The sequence below is a fragment of the Pseudoalteromonas sp. '520P1 No. 423' genome (assembly GCF_001269985.1).
Lineage (GTDB): Bacteria > Pseudomonadota > Gammaproteobacteria > Enterobacterales > Alteromonadaceae > Pseudoalteromonas.
On record NZ_BBZB01000001.1, the window covers coordinates 1,569,893 to 1,596,303 of the forward strand.

A 26,411-nucleotide genomic window follows, 5' to 3' on the forward strand; every position below is an offset into this window, starting at 1 on the left:
TAATGATTCAATGGTACAAAGCAGATAATGCAAAAGCACAGTTTATATTTGCACACGGTGCCGGTGCAGGTATGGATTCTGAATTTATGCAAAAAATGGCACAAATGCTGTCTGAAAAAAAAATAAGCGTAGGTTTATTTAATTTTGAATATATGCAAAAAATAAAAGCAGAAGGTAAAAGAAGGCCGCCAGAGCGTGCAGTTAAGTTATTAGCTTATTTTGATAAAGTATTAGCTCAAGCCGTTAAAGAAAGTGAATTACCTTTGTTTGTAGGCGGTAAGTCTATGGGTGGGAGAATGGCATCAATGATAGTCAGCGATGAAGCTTATTTATCACATGAAGCAATATCTGCTGTTAAAGGTATAATTGCATTTGGTTACCCTTTTCACCCACCTGGTAAACCAGAAAAATTAAGAACTTCGCATTTTCCTGATTTAAATTGCATATTAAAAGTTATACAAGGACAAAGAGATTCCTTTGGTACTGAAGCTGAGGTGTCGGCAATGGATTTATGCGATAATGTGCAGCTAACTTGGATACCAGATGGTGATCACTCTTTGGTTCCAAGAAAAAAGTCAGGTTTTACACAAGAACAAAACTGGGCAAGTGCAGCCGATATTGCGCTTAGCTTTATTGATGAGCAGCTATCATGATTAAAGTATATTTAATGTTAGGTGGTCTTTTTGCTGCGTTAAGCGTAATTTTAGGTGCATTTGCAGCACATGGTTTAAAAAGTAAAATTTCAGAGCAAGCTATTGTGACTTTTCAAACTGGTGTGACTTATCAGATGTATCATGCTTTAGCTTTGATTTTATTTGCAATTGTTGCCAAACAAGGTGTGCCACTTAATTGGGCGTCTGGTTTTTTGGTTATAGGCACACTGCTTTTTAGTGGCAGTTTATATGCTTTAGCACTAACAGGCGTGAAATGGTTTGGTCCAATAACACCATTAGGTGGATTATGTTTTATAATTGGCTGGATTTTATTTGTTGTTCAAATTTATCGCACATAGTTGTTTATTTATTTTATTGAAATATCAAAATGCGTTCTTAGTCAAAATAAGAGCGCATTTATATTTTAATCATAGCGAAGCTATAGTAATAAAAATTTCCCAAATATAGATGTTTTTATTGCAGTATTAATTAGTTTTGGGAAAGTTTTATATTTTAGGGTTTAATTTTTAATGAATTGTATTGTTATTTACTGTCGTATTGGTTTTGAAAGTGATGCCGCAGCCGAGATCACCCATCAAGCAGCACAACAAAATGTCGCAGGCTTTGTAAAAACAAAACCTCAAAGTGGGTTTGTTATTTTTCAGTGCTTTGAACAAGGTCATGCTGATAAAATAATTAAAAATGTGCCATTTACACAAATGGTATTTGCAAGACAGTGGTTTGCAGCAACTTTAGTTGAAAATATGCCGGATGAAGATCGTGTAACGCCGCTTGTTGAAGCCACAGAGCAGTTTGCTGCTGACATTAAACTTTGCAGTGAATTACGTGTTGAAACCCCTGATACGAATGAAGGCAAAGAATTACTGAGATTCTGTAAAAAACTATCTGTGCCTTTAAAACATAAACTGATCAAAAAGAATCTTTTAATAGATGATAAAAAAGGCGCTATAAGCAATTCAGCTAAAAAACGCCCTATAATGCATGTATTGCTTTTATCAAGCTCAGTTGCTTATGTTGGTTATTCTCATACTAATAATAACTCTGCATTCTTTATGGGGATTCCTAGATTAAAAATGCCAGGTGCAGCGCCAAGTCGCTCTACTTTAAAATTAGATGAAGCATTTATATTTTTTGTTCCTGATGATGAAAAAGAAGCGCGTATCAAACCAAGCATGAATGCAGTTGATTTAGGTGCTTGTCCTGGCGGTTGGACATATCAACTGGTTCGTAGGGGTATGTTTGTTCAAGCAATAGATAACGGCCCTATGGCTGAATCGTTAATGGATACAGGTCAAGTACGCCACTTTACTGAAGATGGCTTTAAGTTTCGCCCAGAGAAAAAGAATATAGATTGGTTAGTATGTGATATGGTAGAAAAGCCATCTAAAGTTACAAGATTGATGCTAGATTGGGTTGTGAACGGTTATGTAACAGAACTTATCTTTAACTTAAAACTGCCAATGAAAAAACGCTTTGATAGCGTATATGAAAATTTAAGTTTAATTCGAACTGAACTTAAAAAATATGGCATTGAATATAAATTGCAGGCAAAACATTTATACCATGACCGTGAAGAAATCACAGTAAACCTACAAGTAACAGATATACCAAAACATCTAAAACGATAAACACAATAAAAAAGGGTCTAAAAAGGGGTCGGAGTGAATTAAATTTAATTCACTCCGACCCCTTTTTTATTGTTGATGATAATAGACTGAAATATATAGGTTTTTTATTTTAAGTATGTCAGGTTAGGTGTTTTTCAAACTGAATTGAGGGTAATTAACTCCGACCCCTTTTTAAGGTTATGGTTAATGCGCTGATAAATAATGTAATGAGGGCTATCCAAAATGGAGTGTTGCCATGCTTTGAATAAAAAGTAGTGCCAGATATCTTGTTAAATTGTGTTTTAAGCACATTAGTTTCGAATTGCTTTGATGACTCTTGTTTATGGCTTAAAGGGTCGTATACAGCTGTTATGCCATTGTTGGTAACACGTAATAATGGCAAGCCTAATTCTTGTGAGCGCATACGTGCAATTTGCATATGTTGATGAGGGCCGTGAGAATCACCAAACCAAGCATCATTACTCACTGTTAATAAAACATCTGTATTATCTTGTTGATTGGCTCTCAGATAGTTTGAAAATACAATTTCAAAACAGTTTGCTGGCAATATATTTAAACCATTAGCTAATAAGTTTTTTTGAATTGGCTCACCTGGGGTAAAAGATGACATCGCTAAGTTAAATAATGGTGCGAGTGGCCTTAAAAAATCTTCAAATGGTACAAACTCACCGATAGGCAATAGTTTATGTTTGGTATAGCGGTTTTTATGTAAATATTCATACTGGCCAGCTGTGCTATCAGCTTCCTTTTTACCTACAACTATTAGGTTATTAAATACGGTCTTGGTATCTCTTTGATAATCAACAATGCCTGTGATCAAAGCTGCATTATTAAATATTGCTGCATTATCAAGATTAGATAAAAATCGGTAAGCATAAGTTTCTATTTCTGGAATCGCCGCCTCTGGCCAAACAACTAGATCTACATCCCAATTTTTACGTGTAAGATCTTGATACTTTTGCATCGTAGGCCAAGCTTGATCTGGGTTCCATTTGAGGCTTTGTTGAATATTTCCTTGAACTAGCAGAACTTTTATATCTTCTTCTTGATGTTCGAGTTGGTTGAATAAAGGTGCTGTAAAATATAAACCAGATAAAACACAGCTTGTGGCAGCGAGTGCTTGCCAGTACTTCTTGTTTATTAATAACAGTAAACTAAATGAAATGATTAACACAATAATGCTTAAACCAAATTCACCAATAATAGGAGAGAGTGTATTGAATGGGCTATCAGTTAAAATATATCCTAATGATAACCATGGGAAACCAGTGAGCATAGTTGCTCTGAGTGCTTCCATTATAATGAATAAAGGTAATAAGCAGCCAAACCATAAATAATCATTTTTTACGTTTGTCTGAATATTTTTAATGTTCCTTTGAAGAAGTTTTGTACTCAGCCCAAATGCTAAAGCAGGATAAATCGCTAAGTAAGCACATAAAATCAACATGAGTATTAATGAAACAATTAATGGCAAGCCTCCAAAATCAGCGATGGCAACATGTACCCAACTGATCCCTGCACCAAACCAACCTAAACCAAATAAAAAACCCTGTTTGGTTGAATCTTTAGCTGTTGAGGTTTCAGTTGGTTTTGCATTAAAAAGCAGGATGGCAATGCAAATAAAAGCCAATGGCCATAAATTATAAGGGGCATAACTTAATGTCATAAGCACACCCGATAAAAATGACAGTGCGCTTTTAACCATTTGCTTTTTATTGAAGGTGATCAAGAGGTCGCTTCAACTTCCAATTTTTTTGGTACAGTGATCTGTAATTGACCTATACGTCTATTATCAGAATTTGCTATTTTAAATTGGATACCATTAACATCAATGGTTTCGCCTTTTTCTGGCATATGACCAAATGCGTGTAATACAATGCCGCCTATGGTATCGGCTTCATCGGTATTAAATTCAACACTAAAGTATTCATTAAACTCATCAAGAGGCGTTAATGCTTGGACCAAATAAACATGTTTAGCTAGTTGCTTAATATCTTCTATTTCTTCTTCATCGTGCTCATCTTCGATTTCGCCAACGATAATTTCTAAAATATCTTCAATGGTAACTAAGCCAGAAACGCCGCCATATTCATCAACCACAATGGCCATATGATAGCGTTTTTGTCTAAATTCATCTAATAAGGTATCAAGTCTTTTGCTTTCTGGAACTACGATAGCAGGGCGTAAATGATCCGTTAAAGGCGGTAACTCGTCATGATCTTTTAATATTAAAGGCAATAAATCTTTTGCTAATAAAATGCCTTCAATATGGTCTTTATCTTCAGATATAACCGGGAAGCGTGAATGTGATGCTTCAACCATAAGCGGTAATAAATCAGCTAGTGGTTTTTCTACATCTAGAGTGATCATCTGTGAACGCGGTATCATGATGTCACGAACTTTAAGTTCAGATACACCTAATACACCTTTGATCATTTTTTGAGTGTCAGAATCAATAAGTTCACGATGCTGGGCATCTTCTATTACTTCTACTAATTCTTTTTTACTTTGGGGTTCTCCTTGAAACATTTGGGCAATTGCCCCTAACCATGTTTTGCTTGAAGAACCCTGGTTACTCGGCGAGTTGTCGTCGCTCATACGCTTTTATTTAGCTCCGTAGTATTAAAATTAATCACTTTTTTATAGTGAAAGTGAATTAAACATCATCTCTATAAGGGTCGTCAATAGCTAGACTCGATAAGATTTGTTTTTCTAAGCTTTCCATTTCATTCGCTTCATCTTTATCTATATGGTCAAAACCTAATAAATGCAAGCATCCATGAACAACCATATGGGCAAAATGATTATGAAATGTTTTTTCTTGTTCAATTGATTCTTTTTTTACGATTTCAGGACAAATGACTAAATCACCTATTAAAGGTAAATCTATACCAGAAGGTGCTTCAAATTCAAATGATAAAACATTTGTTGGTTTGTCCTTGGAGCGATACTCAGAGTTTAATTGCTGGCTTTCTTGAGCGTCTGAAATACGTATTGTCATTTCAGCATCAGGCTTTAAGTTTTTTAATGCCGTATTTGCCCAAAGTGAAAATTGTGCTTCACTAGGTAAATCATCAAATTCGCAAGCAATTTGTAAATCCAGATCAATCATTTTTAACTTCTTGTGCTTGTTTAATTATATACTGCTCTTTTTTAGCTAAAGCACGTTTACGTTCAACTTCATCATGTGCTTCATAAGCCATTACGATACGGCCAACAACTGGATGACGTACAACATCTTTGGCTTCAAAAAAGTTGAAGCTGATTTCATTTACTTCAGATAATACTTCAATTGAATGACGTAAACCTGAGCGCGCACCACGAGGTAAATCAACTTGCGTAATATCACCTGTAATAACTGCTTTAGAATTAAAACCAATACGTGTTAAGAACATTTTCATTTGTTCAACAGTAGTATTTTGGCTTTCATCTAAAATAATAAACGCATCATTTAAAGTACGACCACGCATATAAGCAAGCGGTGCTATTTCTATGACCTTTTTTTCTATTAAACGTTCGACTTTTTCAAAGCCTAACATTTCAAAAAGTGCATCATATAATGGGCGTAAATACGGATCTATTTTTTGCGTTAAATCACCAGGCAAAAAACCTAATTTTTCACCGGCTTCAACAGCCGGGCGCGTTAACAAAATACGACGAATTTCTTGGCGTTCTAATGCATCAACAGCAGCTGCAACAGCTAAATAGGTTTTACCCGTACCAGCAGGGCCAATACCAAAACAAATATCATGATTAACAATATTAGAAATATATAAGTTTTGATTTGGATTACGCGGTTTAATAACGCCTTTTCTTGTTTTTATATAGGCATCGCTAATGTAATTACTTTTAGCTTGCTCTTGCTCTAAACAGTTCGCTTCTTGTATGCATAAATGTATGAGTTCTGGTTCAATTTCTTTAACAACACCTTGGATTGGTGCAGTTTCAACATAAAGGTTCTTTAATAAATCTAAACCTGCTTGAACATTTTTATGTTTGCCTGTTATGCGAAAATGATTTTCGCGGTGGGCAATTTCAAGGCCTAAACGACGTTCTATTTGCTTTATATTGTCGTCAAAAGGGCCTAAAAGTGAACTGAGTCTTTGATTGTCGGAAGGTTCTAAATATATTTCTGAAGTTTTTAATTTGTTGCTCAAAATGCAATCCTTGAAGAAAATGCCTGCATTTACAGGCATTTCTATATTGAGTGGTTAATTATGGTGTAAAAGTAGCTACACCTATTTCATTAACTTCTACTGTTGCGGGTGCTTTATTTAAAATATCAGCTGGCGCAACATCTTTACGTAAATCCATTTCAGCCTCTGTACGTAATAATTCACCACGTAAAGAATTTGGTAATGCTTCTGTAATGCGCACATCTACAAATTGGCCAATTGTAGAGTGTGGGCCTTCAAAGTTAACTACACGGTTATTTTCAGTACGACCGCGTAATTCCATTGGATTCTTTTTAGAAGGGCCTTCAACCAAAATACGTTGTTCAGTATTAAACATTTTACGGCTGATATCTTGCGCCATTTGCGTAATACGGTTTTGTAATAAATATAAACGCTCTTTCTTTTCTTTTTCTGTTACGTCATCTGGTAAATCTGCAGCAGGTGTACCTGGGCGGGCACTGTAAATAAAACTAAAGCTCATATCGTAACCAATATCACTAATTAGTTTCATTGTTGCTTCAAAGTCAGCTTGTGTTTCACCAGGGAAACCAATTATGAAATCTGAAGACATACATAAATTAGGGCGAACTTTACGTAGTGCTCTAATTGTTGATTTATATTCAATAGCAGTATGGCTCCGCTTCATTAGTGCTAAAATTCTGTCTGACCCACTTTGAACTGGTAAATGTAAGTGATCAACTAATTCTGGTACATCTTTATATGCTTCAATAATATCTGGTGTAAACTCTACCGGATGCGAAGTGGTATAACGAATTCTGTCTATGCCATCAATTGCAGCAACGTAACGTAAAAGGTCAGAGAAATAACAAATTTCACCATTGTGCGTATCACCACGGTAAGCATTTACATTTTGACCAAGTAAATTAACTTCACGTACGCCTTGCTCAGCAAGTTGTGCAACTTCTAATAACACGTCATCTAATGGACGACTAACTTCTTCACCACGCGTATAAGGTACAACACAGAAAGTACAGTATTTAGAACAGCCTTCCATGATAGAAACAAATGCACTAGGGCCTTCGGCTACAGGTTCCGGTAAACGGTCAAACTTTTCAACTTCAGGAAATGAAATATCAATAACAGAACCTGCGTCTGTTTGAACTTGTTTAATCATTTCAGGTAAACGGTGTAATGTTTGTGGACCAAAAATCACATCAACAAATGGTGCACGTTTGCGAATCGTATCGCCTTCTTGAGAAGCAACACAACCACCAACACCAATAACAAGATCAGGTTTGTCGTCTTTTAATAATTTCCAACGACCAAGCTGGTGAAATACTTTTTCTTGCGCTTTTTCACGAATAGAACAAGTATTAAGTAGAATTACATCGGCTTCTGTTGCTTCATCAGTTAGTGAATAACCGTTTGTTGCATCTAATAATTCAGCCATTTTCTGAGAGTCATATTCGTTCATCTGACAACCCCAGGTTTTGATATGTAGCTTCTTACCCATAGTGTTTCTCTTGCCTCGTGCTTTGGTGATTATAGCTGCAATTTGTTGCAACTTTTAACGCCCTTATTGTTATGATTTTCAGATCAGGAATAAGAGCAGGGCGCGTATTTTATAATACCAAGTGAATATTAGCTAGTTTCGTATTCTAATTATGAAGCGTATAATATAAGTAATTGCATTTTTAATTAAAAAGTTATGAAAAATCAGATTGTTATTGTTGGTGGCGGCATGGTGGGTGCTGCAACCGCTGTAAAACTTGCTAAGCAAGGACATAAAATCACTTTAATTGAGCATCATGCCGTTATATTAAATGATGATAACAGTGATAAAATTCCAGATATTAGAGTATCTGCATTAAATCGCTTTTCTGAAAAATTATTAGATGAACTGGGTGCGATGCCTATTTTACGTGAAGGGAGAACAGCACCTTATTCACGTTTATCTGTATGTGAATCTTTAGATTCAAATTTAGAATTTAAAGCCAGTGATATAGGCGAAACCCACTTAGGTCATATTCTTGAAAATAATTTAATACAAGCATCACTTTGGCAACAGTTTTCAGCGTTAGATATAAATGTAATAGATGATGCAGGTAAATTAAAAAATATCATTCAGGGTAAAACAACTGAAGATAAAATAACCATAGCGTTTGAAAATATCACATTAGAAGCAGACTTAATTGTTGCTGCTGATGGGGGGCAGTCACAGTGTCGAAAATTAGCGGGTATCGGTTCTACAGGTTGGCAATACCAGCAAAGCTGTATGGGGCTTTTAATTAAATTAGATGCACCACAGCAAGATATTACTTGGCAGCAATTTCAACCAACAGGACCTGTCGCTTTTTTACCTTTACAAGCGCCTTATGCAAGTTTAGTTTGGTATAACCATACACAAACCTTGGCCGAATTTAATAAATTAACTGAGCAGCAACTTAAAGACAAAGTGCTTGCAACCTTCCCTGAGCTACCAGGTGACTTTGAAATAGTAAAACAAGCGGTATTTCCATTAACGCGCTCTCATGCGAATAATTATTATAAAGGTCGTTTAGTATTGGTTGGGGACTCTGCTCATACAATTAACCCATTGGCAGGTCAGGGCGTTAATTTAGGTTTTAAAGATGTTTCCGCTTTGGCTGATGTACTTGATAATATAGATGATGTCGGCTGTACTAAATTATTATCCCAATATGAAAACAAGCGTAGAAATGCCAATTTATTAATGATGAGCGTAATGGATGGCTGCTATGGCATTTTTTCTAATGATATTAAACCATTAAAAATGTTACGCCAATTAGGTTTAAAAGTCGCAAAAAATTCAGGTCCATTAAAAAATCAAATATTGAAATATGCCATAGGTGGCACTTAATATAAATTGCACAGATTATATTGATTAGCTAAACTCAACACCTTATGTTTTTAACGACCATTAAAATGGAACAAAAATGAAAAAGATTGAAGCCATAATTAAACCTTTTAAATTAGATGATGTACGTGAAGCACTATCTGAAATTGGTATTTCAGGTATGACGGTATGTGAAGTAAAAGGTTTTGGTCGTCAAAAAGGGCATACAGAATTATATCGCGGCGCGGAATATATGGTCGATTTTTTACCAAAAGTTAAATTAGATATCGTATTAGCAGATGAAGATGTAGACCGTGCAATTGATATGATAATCAAAACAGCACAAACTGGCAAAATCGGCGACGGTAAAATATTTGTCACAGAAATCGAACGTGTTGTAAGAATACGTACAGGCGAAGAAGACGAAGAAGCAATATAGTTCTGCTTCGCATTTCTATAAATACCACTTCGTGGAAATAACCTAAAAAATATAATGATAACTACTTTTAGTAATCATTATATTTAATCTAATTATTTTAGATCTCTAGACCTAACTCTGTATCTTTAAAGTATAAGACAATATTTTTTAGTCTCTATTGAATATCATCAAAGTAGTCAAAGTTACTCATCAATTTAATTTTTAGTTTTTATTCGAATTAATAAAACTAGGGTCAATCAATGTGACTATCCCAATATATTGCCACGTAGTGGCTTCAATAGAGGTGCGCAGCAGCTCTATTAGGCGTCTACTGAACGAAGTAGTGCATTTATGCCCACTTTATCACGTGTTTGCTTATCTACTTTTTTAACTATGATTGCAGCGTATAGGCTGTGAGTTCCATCTTTTGATGGAATTGAACCTGGCACAACAACTGCGCCAGCTGGTACTCTGCCGTAATGTGTTTCGCCTGTTTCACGGTCGTAAATACGTGTACTTTGGCTGATATAAACGCCCATTGAAATGACAGCACCTTGCTCTACTACAACACCTTCTACAATTTCAGAACGTGCGCCAATAAAACAGTCATCTTCGATGATAGTTGGATTCGCTTGTAATGGCTCTAATACGCCACCTATGCCAACACCGCCAGATAAATGTACGTTTTTACCTATTTGTGCACATGAACCAACCGTCGCCCATGTATCAACCATAGTACCCTCATCTACATATGCACCAATGTTTACATATGAAGGCATCAATACAACATTCTTACCAACAAAGCTGCCTTTACGTGCTACTGCATTTGGTACTACACGCATACCTTCTTGTTTAAATTGCTCAGGCGTATAATCGGTAAATTTAAGCGGCACTTTATCCCAGTATTGATTTACACCATCGTTTAATGCTTGGTTGTCATTTATTCTAAAAGATAATAAAACCGCTTTTTTAAGCCATTGGTGAACGACCCATTCACCAGAAATCTTCTCTGCAACACGCGCTTTGCCAGAATCTAACTGTGAAAGGGCGTCTAATATAGCGTCTTTAATATCGCTTGCTACTGTATCTGGTGTAATGTTATCGCGGTTATCCCACGCACTTTCAATTATGCTTTTTAAATCTGACATTATCTGTCCTTTATTCAGTTTCTTTATTTAAATTGTCTGATAGTACTTGGCTTACTTTCGCTTGCATATCAGCATCTAATGCTTGGTAATGTTCATCTGAAACCACAAAAAAATCTTCAGCGCGTTCGCCTACGGTTGTGATCCTAGCTGCATGAATATGTAATTTGGTTTTTTGAAATACATTGGCAATTCTTGTCAATAAACCAGGTATATCGACACCTTGTATTTCTATTAATGTTCTATCTTTACGCCCATGAGGTCTAATGATAACTTGAGGTTTAATATTAAACCCTTTAAAACGCTTAGAACGACTCTTTTTAATTCTAATCTTTTTATGGGGGTCACTGAGAGAATGTTCAATACCTCGCCTAATAGAGTTTAGTCTACTTGTTGATTCAATGGCTTTGCCATCTTGTTCTAAAATAACAAAGCTTTCGATGGCATAACCATCTTTAGTCATCATAACTTGTGCGTAATGAATATGGGTTTTTTTATTACTTAATGCACTGACTATACGCGCAAATAAATTTATTTGATCTGGGCTGTATACAAATAGTTGTGTACCGCCATGCATGGCTTTTTCTGATATAACAACCATAGGTTGCGATAAGTCTTTTGATTTAAGGAAGTTTTCGCTATGCCAAGCAATTTGCTGTGTACTAAAGCGACTGAAATAATCTGGTTTAAATCGATTCCATAAAAAATCGATTTGTGCTTCATTATAATCAAGATTAATTAACTTTTGTCTTGCTTGTTGCTTTTTATCCCTAATTTGATCACGTAAATCCATCGGATTTTCAAGTCCCAAACGTAATGCGCGTTGCGTTGATAAAAATAATTCACGTAAAAGGGTATTCTTCCAACTATTCCAAAGGTTATCGTTTGTTGCACGAATATCTGCAAGGGTTAAACAATAGAGGTAGTTTAAGCGTTTTTCATTTTTGACGCGTTTTGCAAACTCACTGATCACATCAGGATCTGAAATATCTTTACGTTGTGCTGTGATCGACATTAATAAATGATTTTCAACTAGCCAAGCTATGAATTTACCTTCAAAGTCTGATAACTGATGTAGTTTAGCAAATTCAATGGTATCTAATGCACCAAGTTCGGAGTGATCGCCGCCTCTGCCTTTGGCAATATCATGAAATATACCTGCTAAATACAGCAGCTCTGGTTTTTCCATTCGGATCACAATTTCACGACATAAAGGGAATTCTTGTACACTTTCGCTTTGAAAGTAGCGATAAATATTTTGAATCACTTTATGAGTATGTTCATCAACTGTATAAGCGTGAAATAAATCAAATTGCATTTGACCAAAAATATTGCGCCATTGTGGTAAATAAGCGGCTAAAATACCGTGTTTATGCATTAAGGTAAATGCACGACCCATACCGTTGGGGTGGCGGAGCAATCTTAAAAAGGCTGACCGACAGCCCTCATAATCTTGTAAATCACCTAATAGCCTACGACGAACTTGTCGTAAAGTTCTCAAGGTACTTGGATATATATGGGTGATTTCAGGATTATCGGCGACATGCTCAAATAGCTCAAATATTTTTTCTCGATTAAAAAATACTAATGCATCTTTAACTTTTATTTGATGATCTATGCGAATAAAATCATCATTCAGTTGTGTTATTTTATGGGAGTTCCTATCAGGTAAAATATTGTCATCAAAATATCTTAATAACATCTGATTTAACTCTCTAACACGACTCATGATCCTAAATAATCGCTTCATCATTCGCTCAACCGAAGCTTTACCATCGGTACCAAACCCTAACAATTCAGCTGCTAAAGGTTGATGGTCAAATAGCAATCTATTTTCTTGGCGACCAGCAGCTAAATGTAGGGCAAATCGTATATTCCATAAATTTAGTAAACACTCTAATAATTCTTGATGTTCTTCATGCGTTAAATAACCGTCAGTAATCAAATCTCTGAGTAAAGTCGATTTGAAGTGCTTTTTTGCGACCCAAATAATGGTTTGAATATCGCGAAGACCACCAGGATTTTCTTTTAGGTTAGGCTCTAGATTATAAGTTGTGCCATGGCATTTTTTATGTCGTAAGTCTTGTTCTTCTACTTTAGCTAAAAAAAAGGCTTCAGAGCTCCAAGTTTGGGTTTTAACTAGTGAATTTTGTAGTATTTTAAATTCATCATCATCGCCAATGACTAATCTGCTTTCTAATAAGCTAGTCGCAAAACACACATCCTTTGCTTTGTATTCAATCGTTTGCGCTAAGGTGCGAACACTGTGGCCAATATCTAGGTTTAAATCCCACAACATAGTGACAAACTCACCGATTTTTTCACATTCTTGTTTTGTCGGTTCGTTATGCGCTATTAATAAAAAGTCGATATCTGAGTAAGGGTGTAGCTCTCCACGACCATAACCTCCAACGGCAATCAGGTTAAAGTTATTATTTTCATTAAGGTTAAAGTGCAGGAATAACTGAGATAATAACTGATCAATAAAATCAGCACGTGCATTTATTAGTTTTTCTACAGGTTGGAAAGCAAACTCACCTTTTAGCCAAGTATAAAAATTGGATATAGCATCTTTATAATCTTCAAGTATTGTGCATTGTGCTAATTGTTTTAGTTGTTCTTTAGGTACAGCCATAAATTTTATATCCGTATCTCTTTAAAATGCAGGATCTACAACGGTTTTTAAAGCATTGATTGTACACAATGGATTGGTCTTATCAAATTTAATCTAAGATTTTAGATTGAAATTAACTCAACAGGGAGGGTGACTTTAATTTGGAAGATTTATTGATAAGGGTGAGAAAAATGACTTAGAAACTAAGCCATTTTTACAAATTAGAAATTAATGCTCAATCACACGATCAATTTTATCATCATTTCTGAGTGTTAATATCTCAACACCATTGTCAGTCACTAGTAGGGTATGCTCCCACTGAGCAGATAAACTTCTGTCTTTAGTTACCACTGTCCAGTTATCTTTAAGTACTTTACATTGGCGTTTACCTGCATTAACCATAGGTTCAATGGTAAAACACATACCTGCTTTTAATACTTCGCCAGTGCCTGCTTTACCATAATGCATCACTTGAGGCTCTTCATGGAAACCTGCGCCGATACCGTGACCACAATATTCTCGAACAATTGAATATTTAAAGCTTTCAGCATATTTTTGAATTGCTGCGCCAATATCACCTAAGCGGGCACCGGGTTTTACCATTTTAATTGCCAGATATAAGCTTTCTTGTGCAACTTCAGATAAGCGTTTACCTTGGACGTTAGGCGTACCGATATAAAACATTTTAGAAGTATCGCCGTGGTAACCATCTTTAATAACGGTAATATCAATATTAATGATGTCACCATCTTTTAGTGGTTTATCATTTGGAATGCCATGACAAATTACGTGATTTACCGAAGTGCATATCGACTTAGGAAAACCATGGTAGTTTAAAGGTGCAGGAATCGCTTCTTGCACATCAACGATATAGTTGTGGCAAATTGTATCTAATTCTTGTGTAGTAACACCTTCTTTAACATGCGGTACTATCATTTCTAATACATCAGCAGCCAAACGGCCAGCGATACGCATTTTTTCTATTTCAGCAGGTGTTTTTATGACTGCGCTCATTTATGCTCCGAAGCAAATTATTGTTCAAAAATTGAATAACAAAATCAAGAAAGATTGGAATTATACATCAGTTCATGGTATAAAGCGCGCGTCCTTTTTACAATTAAAATCTAAAATTTAAGTTTTCACTCTGAAAGCTACTATAAATTGGTTGGTTTTGTTGTATTTAAGAGACACTAAACCGATATATTAATAATTAATATATTAACTAAAATCACACACACGTCGACACATACACTTGGGTGCACGTTTATTTTTATTCAATAAAAGTGTTAGTGATATGGGATGTGTGGAGGCCTAACCCAAAATTAAATTAAGGAATTAAAAATGGCAAACGTTTCAATGCGCGATATGCTTCAAGCTGGTGTTCACTTTGGTCACCAAGCACGTTACTGGAATCCAAAAATGAAGCCTTTCATTTTTGGCGCTCGTAACAAAGTTCATATCATCAACTTAGAACAAACTGTTCCAATGTTCAATGATGCACTTTCTTTCATCGGTAAGACTGCATCAAACAAAGGTAAAATCCTTTTTGTTGGTACTAAGCGCGCAGCAAGCGAAGCGGTTAAAGAAGCTGCACTTCGCTCTGACCAGTTCTACGTAAATCACCGTTGGTTAGGTGGTATGCTTACTAACTGGAAAACAGTTCGTCAGTCTATCAAGCGTTTAAAAGACCTTGAAACAATGAGCCAAGACGGTACTTTTGAAAAGCTTTCTAAGAAAGAAGTATTAATGCTTACTCGTCAAATGGAAAAGCTAGACAAGAGCCTTGGTGGTATCAAAGATATGGGCGGTTTACCGGACGCTATCTTTGTAATAGATGCTGATCACGAGCACATCGCTATTCGCGAAGCAAACAATCTAGGTATCCCAGTAGTATCTATTGTTGATACTAACTCTAATCCAGATGGCGTTGATTTCGTTGTTCCTGGTAACGATGATGCAATCCGTGCTATCCAGTTATACACTGGTGCAATGGCTGACGCTGTTGTTGAAGGCCGTGAAAGCAACATTGCTGTTCAAGCTGAAAAAGACGACTTCGTAGAAGTTGAATAAGTATTAAGTAACTACTTTTTACTTCAATAGGGGCCGAATTTATAATGTAAATTATGATTGGCCCCTGTTTATTTAATTTTATTGTTTTAAGGAATTTTCTAATGGCTGTAACTGCTGCCCAAGTTAAAGAATTACGCGAGCGCACTGGCGCTGGCATGATGGATTGTAAAAAAGCGTTAACTGAAACCGCTGGTGACATCGAGTTAGCGATTGAAAACATGCGTAAAAGTGGCGCTGCTAAAGCTGCTAAAAAAGCAGGTAACATCGCTGCTGAAGGTACTATCCTTATCAAGAAAGGCGAAGGTTTCGCTGCACTTCTTGAAGTTAACTGCCAAACTGACTTCGTAGCTAAAGATGAAAGCTTCTTAGCTTTTGCTAACTCAGTATTAGACGTTGCTGCAGCTGGTAAAGTAACAATCGAAGCACTTCAAGCACAGTTTGAAGAAGCACGTGTTGCTCTAGTTGCTAAAATTGGTGAAAACATCAATGTTCGTCGTGTTCAATACATCGACGGTGCAACACTTTCTACTTACCGTCACGGTGAGCGTATTGGTGTTGTTGTTGCTGGTGAAGCTGACGAAGAAACACTTAAGCATGTTGCAATGCACGTTGCTGCATCTAACCCAGAGTTTGTTAACCCTGAAGATGTACCAGCTGACGTAGTTGAGAAAGAAAAAGCAGTTCAAATCGATATCGCTATGAACGAAGGCAAGCCAGCTGAAATCGCTGAAAAAATGGTTGTAGGCCGTATGAAGAAATTTACTGGTGAGATCTCTCTTACTGGTCAAGCTTTCATCATGGAACCTAAGAAAACTGTTGGTGCTATTCTTAAAGAAAAAGGCGCAACTGTATCTAACTTCGTACGTTTAGAAGTTGGCGCTGGTATCGAAAAGAAAGAAGAAGATTTTGCTGCTGAAGTTGCTGCTCAAATAGCTGCTGCTAAAGCTTAATCTCTTAATTTGTCTATAAGCAGGGCGTTTTTGCTTTGCTTCATCTGATAAAATTATTTAGAATAACCGCGTTGTCATTATATTAATGAACGCGGTTATTTTTTGCCCGTTTTTATCCCTATTTCTAGCCAGGTAACTTATGAATACAAATCGAAAACCAATTTTTAGACGAGTTTTATTAAAACTTAGTGGTGAAGCTTTAATGGGCGATGAAGGTTTTGGTATTGATCCAAAAGTTCTCGATCGTATGGCGCAAGAGATTAAAGAATTAGTAGAATTAGGAATAGAAGTTGGCTTAGTGATTGGTGGTGGTAACTTTCTTCGTGGTGGTACATTAGCTGAAACGGGTATGAACCGTGTAGTTGGCGATCATATGGGTATGTTAGCAACCGTAATGAATGGCCTAGCAATGCGTGATGCATTACACCGTGCATTTGTAAATGCGCGTTTAATGTCAGCAATTCCATTAAATGGTGTCTGTGAAGCTTATAACTGGTCTGAAGCAATCAGTTTATTAAAAACAGGCCGCGTTGTAATTTTTGCAGCCGGTACCGGCAACCCATTCTTCACTACAGATTCAGCTGCATGTCTACGTGGCATTGAAATTGAAGCTGATACTGTGATTAAAGCGACTAAAGTAGATGGCGTATATAATGATGATCCAGCAAAAAACCCAGATGCTACGTTATTTAGTCACTTAAGCTATGATGAAATCATTGAAAAAGAACTAAAGGTAATGGATTTAGCGGCATTTACTTTGGCGCGAGATCATAAAATGCCAATCAGTGTATTTAACATGAATAAGCCTGGTGCATTAAAAAGTGTGATCATGGGTGAAGATGAAGGTACACTTATTTCATCTCAAAGTTCGGTTGATACCACAGAATAAATAAAGTCCAGAATAGATATTTTGGTTATTAAAAAAAATATAGGAATAATACTGTGATTAATGAAATTAAAAATGATGCTAAAACACGTATGCAAAAAAGTGTTGATGCACTAGCAAATCAATTAGTTAAAATCCGTACAGGGCGTGCACATCCAAGCCTTTTAGACAGCATTATGGTTCCATACTATGGCGCTAATACGCCGCTTAAACAGCTTGCTAATATTGTTGCTGAAGATGCACGTACACTTGCTATCACTGTTTTTGATAAAGAGTTAACTAAAGCGGTTGATAAAGCAATTATGACTTCAGATTTAGGCTTAAACCCTATGTCTGCAGGTACTGTAATTCGTGTACCATTACCGCCATTAACTGAAGAACGTCGTAAAGATTTCATTAAGATGGTACGTGGTGAAGTTGAAAGTGGCCGTGTTGCTATCAGAAATATTCGTCGTGATGCAAACAGTGATTTCAAAGCTTTATTAAAAGATAAAGAAATTTCTGAAGATGAGCAACATCAAGCTGAAGATGAAATCCAAAAGCTAACTAACTTATTCATTAAAGAAATGGATGAGCAATTAGCAGCCAAAGAAAAAGAATTAATGGAATTTTAATTCCTGCTCTGCAGTAAAATGTTAGAGATTAAACGCCGGCTAGGGTATACTAGTCGGCGTTTTTTTATGGAATATAAACAGTTAATGGTTCTAGAATGAGTGAAATAACACAACAAACTTTACCTAAGCATATAGCTATTATCATGGATGGAAATGGTCGATGGGCGCAAGCTCAGGGTAAACCGCGTGTTTTTGGCCATAAAAAAGGGGTAGATGCGGTTAGAAACGCAGTTACTTTTTGTCAAAAATTAGAAATTTCATCTCTTACTTTATTTGCTTTTAGTAGTGAAAATTGGCAACGACCGGAACAAGAGGTTAGTACGCTAATGGAGCTATTTATGTTTGTGCTTACCAAGGAAGTTAAAAAACTCCATAAAAATAATGTGAAATTAAGAATTATGGGGGAGTTATCCCGTTTTTCTGACAAGCTTCAAAAGCGTGTAATCGAAGCTGAAGCACTTACAAAAAACAATACAGGTTTATGTCTTAATATTGCTGCAAATTACGGTGGTCGTTGGGATATTACTCAAGCAACACAGAAAGTTGCTACTTTAGTATCTGAAGGGGAAATCAAAAATGAAGATATTAATGAGGACCTGATTTCCCAACATATTATGATGGCAGATCAACCCGATTTAGATTTATTGATCAGAACGGGTGGCGATCTTCGTATTAGTAACTTTTTGCTTTGGCAAGCTGCCTATGCAGAATTATATTTTACTGATATTTTATGGCCTGACTTTAATGATGAAGCATTTGCAGATTCAATTGCGTGTTATGTGTCTCGAGAGCGACGTTTCGGTTGTACCGGCGAACAAATAAAACAATTACTCGCTTAAATTCTCATACATTTTTTTACGCAAAAATTTAAATTTATAAGGTAAAACAGTTTGCTCAAACATAGAATAATGACTTCTCTTGTATTAGCGCCAGCGGCTTTAGCGCTTGTATTTTATACACCATTGATGGTTTTTAGTTATATTGCTGCTTTGATAGTCTTAGTTGGCGCGTGGGAATGGTCTGGTTTTATGGGCCTTAAAAAAATAATACACAGATCCCTGTATGTTGTTTTGATTGGGGCCATCTTGTCTGCATTACATTTACATTGGCCTATTCAAACGTTATGGCAAGATAATAAACTATTATCTGATGCCAATTATTTATTTACAGTTTCTGTTGCTTGGTGGTTAGTCGCTACAGCTTTAGTTTGGCAATATCCTTCAATGTCAAAATCATGGAATAAAGGTATTTTGATGCGTGCAATCGCAGGTTTTTTAACGCTTATTCCTTTGTGGTTAGCGTTAAATGCATTGAGAAGCGCATCTTATAATGAGTCTACTTTACATGGCTCTATTTTAATTATGATTGTACTTGGCATCGTATGGAGTGCAGATGTTGGCGCTTATTTTTCTGGTAAAAACTTTGGCAAACATAAGTTAATGCCCAACGTAAGCCCAAATAAAACCATTGAAGGTTTAGCTGGCGGCGTTATTGCTAGCACGTTATTCATTTTGATTTTTTGTTATTTTGCTGACGTAGCAAAAGACAAATGGTTTTTATATGCCTGTGTGACAGTCTTTATTGCAATTTTCTCTGCAGTGGGCGATTTATTAGAAAGCATGTTTAAACGTGAAGCGGGATTAAAAGATAGTGGTCGTTGTTTGCCTGGTCATGGTGGTATTTTAGATCGTATTGATAGCTTAACTGCAGCTGCACCTATATTCGTAGCCTTTTACGCATGGACAATCAGTTCATGATTTTGAATGCATCAGATGTAAACGAGGCCCCTCAACAGGTTTGTATTTTAGGATCTACCGGTTCTATTGGTCTGAGTACATTAGACGTGATCCGTCAAAATACTCAATTCACTGTTTTTGCATTAACCGCAGGTCAAAATGATGCACAAATGTTAGCCCAGTGTATTGAGTTTAAACCTCAATTTGCAGTGATGCATGATGAACACAGTGCTGTGCGCTTAAAAGCAGCCTTGAGTAGCCACAACGCTAAAACACAAGTATTATCAGGCACACAAGCTATGTGTGACTTGGTTAAAGCTGATGACGTAGATGTAGTTATGTCTGCCATTGTTGGTGCTGCAGGCTTATTACCTACTTTATCTGCGGTTGAAGCTGGAAAAAAAGTTCTATTAGCAAATAAAGAATCTTTGGTCATGTCAGGCCAATTATTTATTGATAAAGTTAAAAAGCATGGCGCAGCTTTATTACCAATTGATAGTGAACATAACGCTATATTTCAATGTTTACCTACGAAAATGCAGCAAGATATAAATAATGGCAACTTATTAGAGCAAGGTATTAGTAAGATTTTACTCACCGGCTCAGGTGGTCCTTTCTTAAAACGCGATTTAAATACTTTAGCGCAAGTTACTGTTGATGAAGCGGTTGCACATCCTAATTGGAGTATGGGCAGAAAAATATCTGTTGATTCTGCCACTATGATGAATAAAGGTTTAGAGTTTATAGAGGCTAAATGGCTTTTTAATGCCCAAGTAGATGATATTGAAGTTGTAATACATCCACAAAGTATTATTCATTCAATGGTGCAATACCGAGATGGCTCAGTATTGGCGCAAATGGGTAACCCTGATATGCGTACACCTATTGCACATGCACTTGCTTATCCAAATCGTATAGATTCTGGTGTGAAACCATTAGATTTCAAGGCAATGGCAGACTTTACATTTACTGCACCTGATTTTTCTCGTTATCCTAATTTAAAATTAGCGATGGATGCTTGTCGTTTAGGGCAAGGCGCAACAACAGCAATTAACGCAGCGAATGAAGTGGCTGTAAATGCATTTTTATCAAATAAAGTCGGCTTTACTGATATCTATAAAATTAATGCAGAAGTGTTAAATAAAATGCAAAATGGGCAAGCAATTACTTTAGATGATATTTTAAATGTAGATAAAGTGGCACGTGCTTATGCCTGTGAAATAATCAATAAGGCACTAAATTAATGTTTGATTTTATTTGGAACTTAGCTTCATTTATCTTGGCATTAGGTATTTTAGTGACTGTACATGAGTATGGTCATTTTTGGGTTGCTCGAAAAGCAGGCGTTAAAGTACAGAGATTCTCAATCGGTTTTGGCAAACCATTAATCACTTGGTATGACAAACTAGGCACTGAATATGTTATCGCAGCCATTCCTTTAGGTGGTTATGTGAAAATGCTTGATGAACGTGTTGAAGAAGTGCCTGCGGATGAAAAACACCTATCATTTAATAGTAAGTCGGTGCAATCTCGAATTGCTATTGTAGCGGCTGGACCGTTAGCTAATTTTGCATTTGCAATCGTTCTTTTATGGGCCATGTATATGCTAGGTGTGCAAACAGTTAAGCCAGTAATCGGTAGCATAGAAACAAGCAGTCGGGCTCAAATTGCAGGCATTAAAGCAGATCAAACACTTATTTCAATTGGCAATGAAACAGTATTTGACTGGAGAGAAACCACTTTTGCATTGATGCAAAATATGGGGGAATCTAAAGTTAAAGTCGTGGTTCAAGATCCGGTTGAAGGTCAAGTTGTTAAAAACTTAAACCTTGAAGGTTGGACCTTAGGTAATGATGTTAAATCGCCATTACATTCAGTGGGTATTACACCATTTAGACCACAAATCACCACAGAGTTAGCGCATATAGCCGAAGATTCAGCCGCTAAAAAATATGGCTTACAAGTTGGCGATAAAATTTATTTAGTTGATGGCGAAAAAATCTCGAGTTGGGCTCAGTTAGTCGGTATTATTCAAGCTTCAGCAGATAAATCTTTGTTAATGACTATTAGTCGTGGTGATGAAAAATTAAACATAAATGTCGTGCCTGATAATAAGCCAACTAAAGATGGGTTTAGCCAAGGCTATTTAGGTGTGGTACCTTTAGCATCAAAGTGGCCAGATGGTTATATAACAACAAGAAAATATGGCCCAATTGATGGGTTTGTTCAAGGTGTTGATAAAACTTGGCAAATGATATCTTTAAGTTTTGAGATGATTGGAAATCTGTTAACAGGGCAGATTTCAGTTAATAATTTAAGTGGACCAATTGGCATAGCACAAGGCGCTGGTGCCAGTGTAAGCTATGGTTTAGTCGCTTTTTTGAGCTTCTTAGCATTAATTAGTGTTAATTTGGGTGTTTTTAACTTATTGCCCTTGCCAATTCTTGATGGCGGGCATTTAATGTATTACATAATTGAACTTATCAGAAAAAAACCAGTCTCTGAAAGGACACAGGAATTTGGTTTTAGAATTGGTGCATTAGTTTTATTATTGTTGACTGGCTTTGCGCTATTCAATGATTTTATGCGGTTGTAAAGGGTAAAAGATAATAAAATGGCTATAAAAAAATATTTGGCTGCAACAAGTTTAATAGGAGCAAGTTTTGCTTCATTAGGCCAAACCGCTTTTATCGTAGAAGATTTAAAAGTTGAAGGGCTGCAAAGGGTTGCGCTTGGTGCTGCATTAACACATATCCCTATCAATGTGGGTGATAACCTAGATGACTATACAATATCAAAAACGATAAAGTCATTATATGGTTCAGGTCACTTTGATAACATCAAAGCTTATAGAGATGGACAAACACTTATTTTTAAAGTGAAAGAGCGTCCTACAATTAGTTTTATCGAATTTGATGGCAATAAAGATATCAAAGATGAGCAACTTAACGAGTCTCTTGAAGGTCAAGATATTCGTCAAGGTGAGCCTCTAGATAAAACGGTTATTGATAATATCGAAAAAGGTTTAGTTGAGTTTTTCCATAGTATTGGTAAATACAATGCGACAGTTGATATCAGCGTTACTAACTTACCGCGTAACCGCGTTAAGTTAAAACTTAAATTTGATGAAGGTGATGCTGCATCGGTTCGTCAAATTAATTTAGTGGGTAATAACCTTTTTTCTGATGAAGAATTATTACAGCAAGTGGAGTCACAACAAGATTTATCTTGGTTTGACTTCATGGGCAGTGATAGATATCAAAAACAAACGATACAAGGCGATTTAGAAAAAGTACGTAGTTACTACTTAGATCGTGGTTATTTACAATTTAATATCGACTCTACTCAAGTATCAGTGAGCCCAGATAAAGAATCAGTTTATGTATCTGTTAATTTAACTGAAGGCGAAAAATTTAAAGTAAGTGGCTTTGACTTTATAGGCGACTTATTAGGCCGTGAAGAACTGATCCGTTCGGTTATCCCGCTTAAAGCCGGTGAGCTTTATAATGGCTCAGTAGTTACTTCATCTGAAGAGTTCATTAAAAGCTATTTAGCGCGTTTTGGTTATGCAAATGCTGAAGTAAGAACAATTCCTGAAGTTGACGAAGAGAATAAAGAAGTAAAGTTAACGTTATCAGTTAATCCTGGTAAGCGAGTTTACGTTCGTCGTATCAATGTTGCAGGTAATGCAAATACAGCTGATGAAGTTGTACGACGTGAAATGACACAGCTAGAAGGTGGTTGGTTATCAAATCAATCATTAGAGCGCTCAAAAATTCAAATTCAACGCTTAATGTATATGGAAAGTGTTGAATTTGATGTTGCACCAGTACCTGGTAAAGATGATCAAGTTGATGTTGATTTTTCAGTAAAAGAGCAATCAGCAGGTAGCTTTAATGCAGGTCTTGCATATGGTTCATACTATGGTCTGCAATTTAATATTGGTATTAGTGAATCAAACTTCTTAGGTTCAGGTAACCAAGTTGCGTTTAACATCAATACATCAACAGGTTCTGAAGCTGTTAGCTTATCTCATACAGACCCTTACTTTACGCCTGATGGTGTGAGTTTAGGCAACCGTATTTTCTACCGTAACTATGATGCAAGTAAATTTAGTCTAGTAGAATATAAGAGCACTTCATACGGTGTTGGTAGTAACTTGGGATTCCCTATTAATGCAATTAACCGTATTAATTTTGGTGTGACCTTAAGTAAAGAAGAACTTTCTCAGTTATCAGAATACGAACAAACACGTATCATGCGTGAAACTTTCTTAGACCCAGAAGATCCAGATGCAGGTTTTGATTTTACAAAGCTTGAATTAAGTGTGGGTTGGTCAAGAATGACGTTAAACCGTGGTTTATTCCCTACAGCGGGTTCTAAACAAACGTTAACGCTTAAAGGTACAACACCGGGATCTGATTTAACATACTTTAAAGTTAACTATGATTCTAAGTTCTACTGGCCAATCAGTAATGATCATAAGTGGTCATTTATGACACGTGCGGCATTTGGTTACGGTAATGGTTTTGGTACAACCAATGGTTATGACCAAATCCTACCAGTTCAAGAGTTCTTTAGAATTCAAGAAACAGAATTACGTGGTTTTGATAGAAATACTATCTTACCAAGAGCGGTTGTTCGTGGACCAAGCCCATTACCTGGTACGCCATCTCCAGATGGTAACGTAAGTAATATTGGTGGCGATCCAGAGTTTGACCAAATTAGCATGGCTGGTCGTATTGGTGGTAATGCCAAAGCGGTTGCAGGTCTAGAGCTAATTGTACCAACACCATTTTTAGATGATGACAATACCAGCTCTGTAAGAACTAGCTTCTTTGTTGATGCTGCAAATGTTTGGGATACTGAATTTGATGTAGACCGCTTCTCTAATTTATCACCAGATGAAAAGGCTAAACTTGATGACTTCTCAGATCCTGCAAGGTTCCGTGTAGCAACAGGTATGTCAGTTCAATGGATATCTCCTATGGGGCCGATGATTATTAGTTTCGCTTATCCACTTAAAAAAGAAGAAGACGACGATACTAAATCTATTAGCTTTAATATAAGTAATACTTTTTAACAGAATTTTTAAAGGAATTTATTGTGAACAAAATAATTAAATCAAGCATATTCGCAACTATGATGTTAAGCGCTTCATCAGCTGTGATGGCGCATAATGTAGCAGTAATCGATATGCAGCAAATTTTCAGTCAGTTACCTCAAATGAGCACTATTGAGCAAACGCTACAAACTGAATTTTCAGAACGTCGTCAAGAAATTGAAAAATTACAAGGCGATATTCGTTTTGAAGCTGAAAAATTTAAGCGTGAAAGCGCAACGATGAGCAAAGCACAAAAAGATGCTTTGACTGAAAAATTACAAAATATGCAAAAAGACTTTGCTGCTAAAGCACGTCCTTTAGAGCAAGAAATTAAATTACGTCAAAATCAAGAATTAGCTAAAGTTCAAGCGCTTGTTTTACAAGCAGTAGAGTCAGAAGCAAAAGCAAGCAAAATCGACGAAGTAAAAAATAAAGCTGCGTTAGTTTATTTTGATGCTAAAAAGATTAAAGACATTTCTTCTAAAATTATTGAAAGAGTAAGCAAACTTAAATAATGCAAGATTTCACACTAGCCTACTTGGCTGAATATTTAGGCGCAGAACTCGTTTGTGCTCATAATGAAAAAGACACTAAAGCTGTGAGTGAGTTAGTAATAACACGCATCGCAACTTTAGAGTCTGCTCAAAGTGGACAGATTAGTTTTTTAGCGAATAAAAAATACCGAAAACAACTTGATATGACTCAAGCAAGTGCAGTTATTTTAACTGATGCTGACACTAAGTACTTTGAAGGTACTAAGCTTGTGTTAGCAAATCCCTATTTAGCATATGCGAAACTTGCACAGCTAATGGATACCACGCCAGAGTCTGCTAATGGTGTGCATGCTTCTGCGGTGATACACCCTGATGCAGTTGTAAGCTCAACTGCTTCAGTTGCCGCTAATGCAGTAATCGAAGCGGGTGCTATAATCGGCGATGACTGTCAAATTGGTCCTGGTTGTTTTATTGGTGAAAGAGCTAAAATTGGCGCTAATTGTAAAATTTGGGCTAATGCAACTATTTATCATGAAGTAGAGCTAGGTGATAACTGTATTATTCATTCAAATACGGTTTTAGGTTCTGATGGCTTTGGTTTTGCGAATGAGCAAGGCAAATGGGTTAAAATCCCTCAGCTAGGTTCTGTCATTATAGGTTCCGATGTAGAAATTGGTTCAAGCACAACGGTTGATCGTGGTGCGTTAGGTAATACTGAAATACATTCTAATGTGATTATCGATAACCAATGTCAAATTGCACATAATGTTGTGATTGGACAAGGTACCGCTATGGCGGCATGTTCGGTTATTGCAGGTAGTACTAAGGTCGGCCAGTATTGTCAAATTGCAGGTTTATGTGGCATAAATGGTCATATTGTAATTTGTGATAGTGTAATATTAACTGGTATGGCTATGGTAACTTCGTCAATCACTGAGCCTGGGGTTTATTCTTCGGGTATACCACATGGTAAAAATAGAGATTGGCGTAAACAAATGACGCATTTACGTCATATTGGTGATATGAATAAAAAAATTAAAGAGTTAGAAAAAATCACAGCTACTTTAGTTAAAGTTGAATAAAAGGAA

General features: G+C 36.3%; 24 protein-coding genes. 16 read left to right on the forward strand and 8 right to left on the reverse strand.

Features of this window, described 5'->3' with window-relative positions; translation table 11 throughout:
• The first annotated feature begins 2 nt into the window (after positions 1-2).
• From PSA_RS07160 to rlmM, 3 genes are all read left to right on the forward strand, one after another.
• A complete protein-coding gene (locus PSA_RS07160) occupies positions 3-653 on the forward strand; it encodes an alpha/beta family hydrolase (RefSeq protein ID WP_042146023.1) in 651 nt (216 codons plus the stop codon).
• The gene (locus PSA_RS07165; RefSeq protein ID WP_042146021.1) at positions 650-1,012 is read left to right on the forward strand and encodes a DUF423 domain-containing protein; all 363 of its coding nucleotides are present in this window, start codon (positions 650-652) and stop codon (positions 1,010-1,012) included. Before PSA_RS07160 ends, PSA_RS07165 begins: the two co-directional genes overlap by 4 nt.
• A 171-nt stretch (positions 1,013-1,183) precedes the next feature.
• The gene (gene rlmM, locus PSA_RS07170; RefSeq protein WP_042146020.1) at positions 1,184-2,302 is read left to right on the forward strand and encodes a 23S rRNA (cytidine(2498)-2'-O)-methyltransferase RlmM; all 1,119 of its coding nucleotides are present in this window, start codon (positions 1,184-1,186) and stop codon (positions 2,300-2,302) included.
• Positions 2,303-2,456: 154 nt separating this feature from the next.
• Here the strand turns inward: rlmM and lnt are convergent, their stop codons facing one another.
• From lnt to miaB, 5 genes are read right to left on the reverse strand one after another with little or no spacing between them, the layout of a single operon-like run.
• Entirely contained in the window at positions 2,457-3,968 is a 1,512-nt protein-coding gene (gene lnt / locus PSA_RS07175) for an apolipoprotein N-acyltransferase (protein WP_231665227.1), read from the reverse strand.
• Between the two features lie 59 nt (positions 3,969-4,027).
• Entirely contained in the window at positions 4,028-4,900 is an 873-nt protein-coding gene (corC, locus tag PSA_RS07180) for a CNNM family magnesium/cobalt transport protein CorC (RefSeq protein ID WP_042146017.1), read from the reverse strand.
• Between the two features lie 58 nt (positions 4,901-4,958).
• The gene (gene ybeY / locus PSA_RS07185; RefSeq protein ID WP_042146015.1) at positions 4,959-5,414 is read right to left on the reverse strand and encodes an rRNA maturation RNase YbeY; all 456 of its coding nucleotides are present in this window, start codon (positions 5,412-5,414) and stop codon (positions 4,959-4,961) included.
• Positions 5,407-6,459, reverse strand: a complete 1,053-nt coding sequence (locus PSA_RS07190) for a PhoH family protein (RefSeq protein ID WP_042146013.1) — start codon at positions 6,457-6,459, stop codon at positions 5,407-5,409. Before PSA_RS07190 ends, ybeY begins: the two co-directional genes overlap by 8 nt.
• 58 nt (positions 6,460-6,517) lie before the next feature.
• Positions 6,518-7,951 (reverse strand): tRNA (N6-isopentenyl adenosine(37)-C2)-methylthiotransferase MiaB, encoded by a 1,434-nt coding sequence (miaB, locus tag PSA_RS07195; protein WP_042146011.1) that lies wholly within the window; start codon positions 7,949-7,951, stop codon positions 6,518-6,520.
• A 195-nt stretch (positions 7,952-8,146) separates the two neighbouring features.
• Here miaB and PSA_RS07200 point away from each other — a divergent pair, with 195 nt between their 5' ends.
• The gene (locus tag PSA_RS07200; RefSeq protein ID WP_042146009.1) at positions 8,147-9,316 is read left to right on the forward strand and encodes an FAD-dependent oxidoreductase; all 1,170 of its coding nucleotides are present in this window, start codon (positions 8,147-8,149) and stop codon (positions 9,314-9,316) included.
• A gap of 76 nt (positions 9,317-9,392) precedes the next feature.
• The gene (gene glnB / locus PSA_RS07205; protein WP_042146007.1) at positions 9,393-9,731 is read left to right on the forward strand and encodes a nitrogen regulatory protein P-II; all 339 of its coding nucleotides are present in this window, start codon (positions 9,393-9,395) and stop codon (positions 9,729-9,731) included.
• Positions 9,732-10,030: 299 nt separating this feature from the next.
• On the opposite strand, the gene dapD is transcribed toward glnB, so the two are convergent.
• From dapD to map, 3 genes are all read right to left on the reverse strand, one after another.
• On the reverse strand, positions 10,031-10,858 hold the full coding sequence (gene dapD / locus PSA_RS07210) for a 2,3,4,5-tetrahydropyridine-2,6-dicarboxylate N-succinyltransferase (RefSeq protein ID WP_042146005.1): 828 nt from the start codon (positions 10,856-10,858) through the stop codon (positions 10,031-10,033).
• A gap of 10 nt (positions 10,859-10,868) precedes the next feature.
• A complete protein-coding gene (gene glnD / locus PSA_RS07215) occupies positions 10,869-13,490 on the reverse strand; it encodes a [protein-PII] uridylyltransferase (RefSeq protein ID WP_042146003.1) in 2,622 nt (873 codons plus the stop codon).
• Between the two features lie 207 nt (positions 13,491-13,697).
• Positions 13,698-14,483 (reverse strand): type I methionyl aminopeptidase, encoded by a 786-nt coding sequence (gene map / locus PSA_RS07220; protein WP_042146000.1) that lies wholly within the window; start codon positions 14,481-14,483, stop codon positions 13,698-13,700.
• Positions 14,484-14,810: 327 nt separating this feature from the next.
• Here map and rpsB point away from each other — a divergent pair, with 327 nt between their 5' ends.
• From rpsB to lpxD, 11 genes are all read left to right on the forward strand, one after another.
• Complete coding sequence (rpsB, locus tag PSA_RS07225) at positions 14,811-15,539, forward strand: 30S ribosomal protein S2 (RefSeq protein WP_042145998.1); 729 nt, start codon at positions 14,811-14,813, stop codon at positions 15,537-15,539.
• Positions 15,540-15,640: 101 nt separating this feature from the next.
• Positions 15,641-16,489: a translation elongation factor Ts gene (tsf, locus tag PSA_RS07230; RefSeq protein WP_042145997.1), complete on the forward strand. Its 849-nt coding sequence runs from the start codon at positions 15,641-15,643 to the stop codon at positions 16,487-16,489.
• Between the two features lie 139 nt (positions 16,490-16,628).
• On the forward strand, positions 16,629-17,378 hold the full coding sequence (gene pyrH, locus PSA_RS07235; protein WP_042145995.1) for a UMP kinase: 750 nt from the start codon (positions 16,629-16,631) through the stop codon (positions 17,376-17,378).
• Between the two features lie 53 nt (positions 17,379-17,431).
• Positions 17,432-17,989 (forward strand): ribosome recycling factor, encoded by a 558-nt coding sequence (gene frr, locus PSA_RS07240; RefSeq protein WP_042145993.1) that lies wholly within the window; start codon positions 17,432-17,434, stop codon positions 17,987-17,989.
• Between the two features lie 95 nt (positions 17,990-18,084).
• Positions 18,085-18,828 carry an isoprenyl transferase gene (locus PSA_RS07245; protein WP_042145991.1) on the forward strand — a complete coding sequence of 248 codons (744 nt, stop codon included), beginning with the start codon at positions 18,085-18,087 and terminating at the stop codon, positions 18,826-18,828.
• 51 nt (positions 18,829-18,879) lie between these two features.
• Positions 18,880-19,746 (forward strand): phosphatidate cytidylyltransferase, encoded by an 867-nt coding sequence (locus tag PSA_RS07250; RefSeq protein ID WP_042145989.1) that lies wholly within the window; start codon positions 18,880-18,882, stop codon positions 19,744-19,746.
• Positions 19,743-20,969: a 1-deoxy-D-xylulose-5-phosphate reductoisomerase gene (gene ispC / locus PSA_RS07255; protein ID WP_042145987.1), complete on the forward strand. Its 1,227-nt coding sequence runs from the start codon at positions 19,743-19,745 to the stop codon at positions 20,967-20,969. The genes PSA_RS07250 and ispC overlap by 4 nt, the downstream gene beginning before the upstream one ends.
• The gene (gene rseP, locus PSA_RS07260; protein ID WP_042145985.1) at positions 20,969-22,321 is read left to right on the forward strand and encodes a sigma E protease regulator RseP; all 1,353 of its coding nucleotides are present in this window, start codon (positions 20,969-20,971) and stop codon (positions 22,319-22,321) included. Before ispC ends, rseP begins: the two co-directional genes overlap by 1 nt.
• 18 nt (positions 22,322-22,339) lie before the next feature.
• On the forward strand, positions 22,340-24,808 hold the full coding sequence (gene bamA, locus PSA_RS07265) for an outer membrane protein assembly factor BamA (protein WP_042145983.1): 2,469 nt from the start codon (positions 22,340-22,342) through the stop codon (positions 24,806-24,808).
• 23 nt (positions 24,809-24,831) lie between these two features.
• Positions 24,832-25,344, forward strand: coding sequence for an OmpH family outer membrane protein (locus tag PSA_RS07270; RefSeq protein ID WP_042145982.1), 513 nt, complete (start codon positions 24,832-24,834; stop codon positions 25,342-25,344).
• Complete coding sequence (lpxD, locus tag PSA_RS07275; protein ID WP_042145980.1) at positions 25,344-26,405, forward strand: UDP-3-O-(3-hydroxymyristoyl)glucosamine N-acyltransferase; 1,062 nt, start codon at positions 25,344-25,346, stop codon at positions 26,403-26,405. The genes PSA_RS07270 and lpxD overlap by 1 nt, the downstream gene beginning before the upstream one ends.
• Positions 26,406-26,411: the final 6 nt, after the last annotated feature.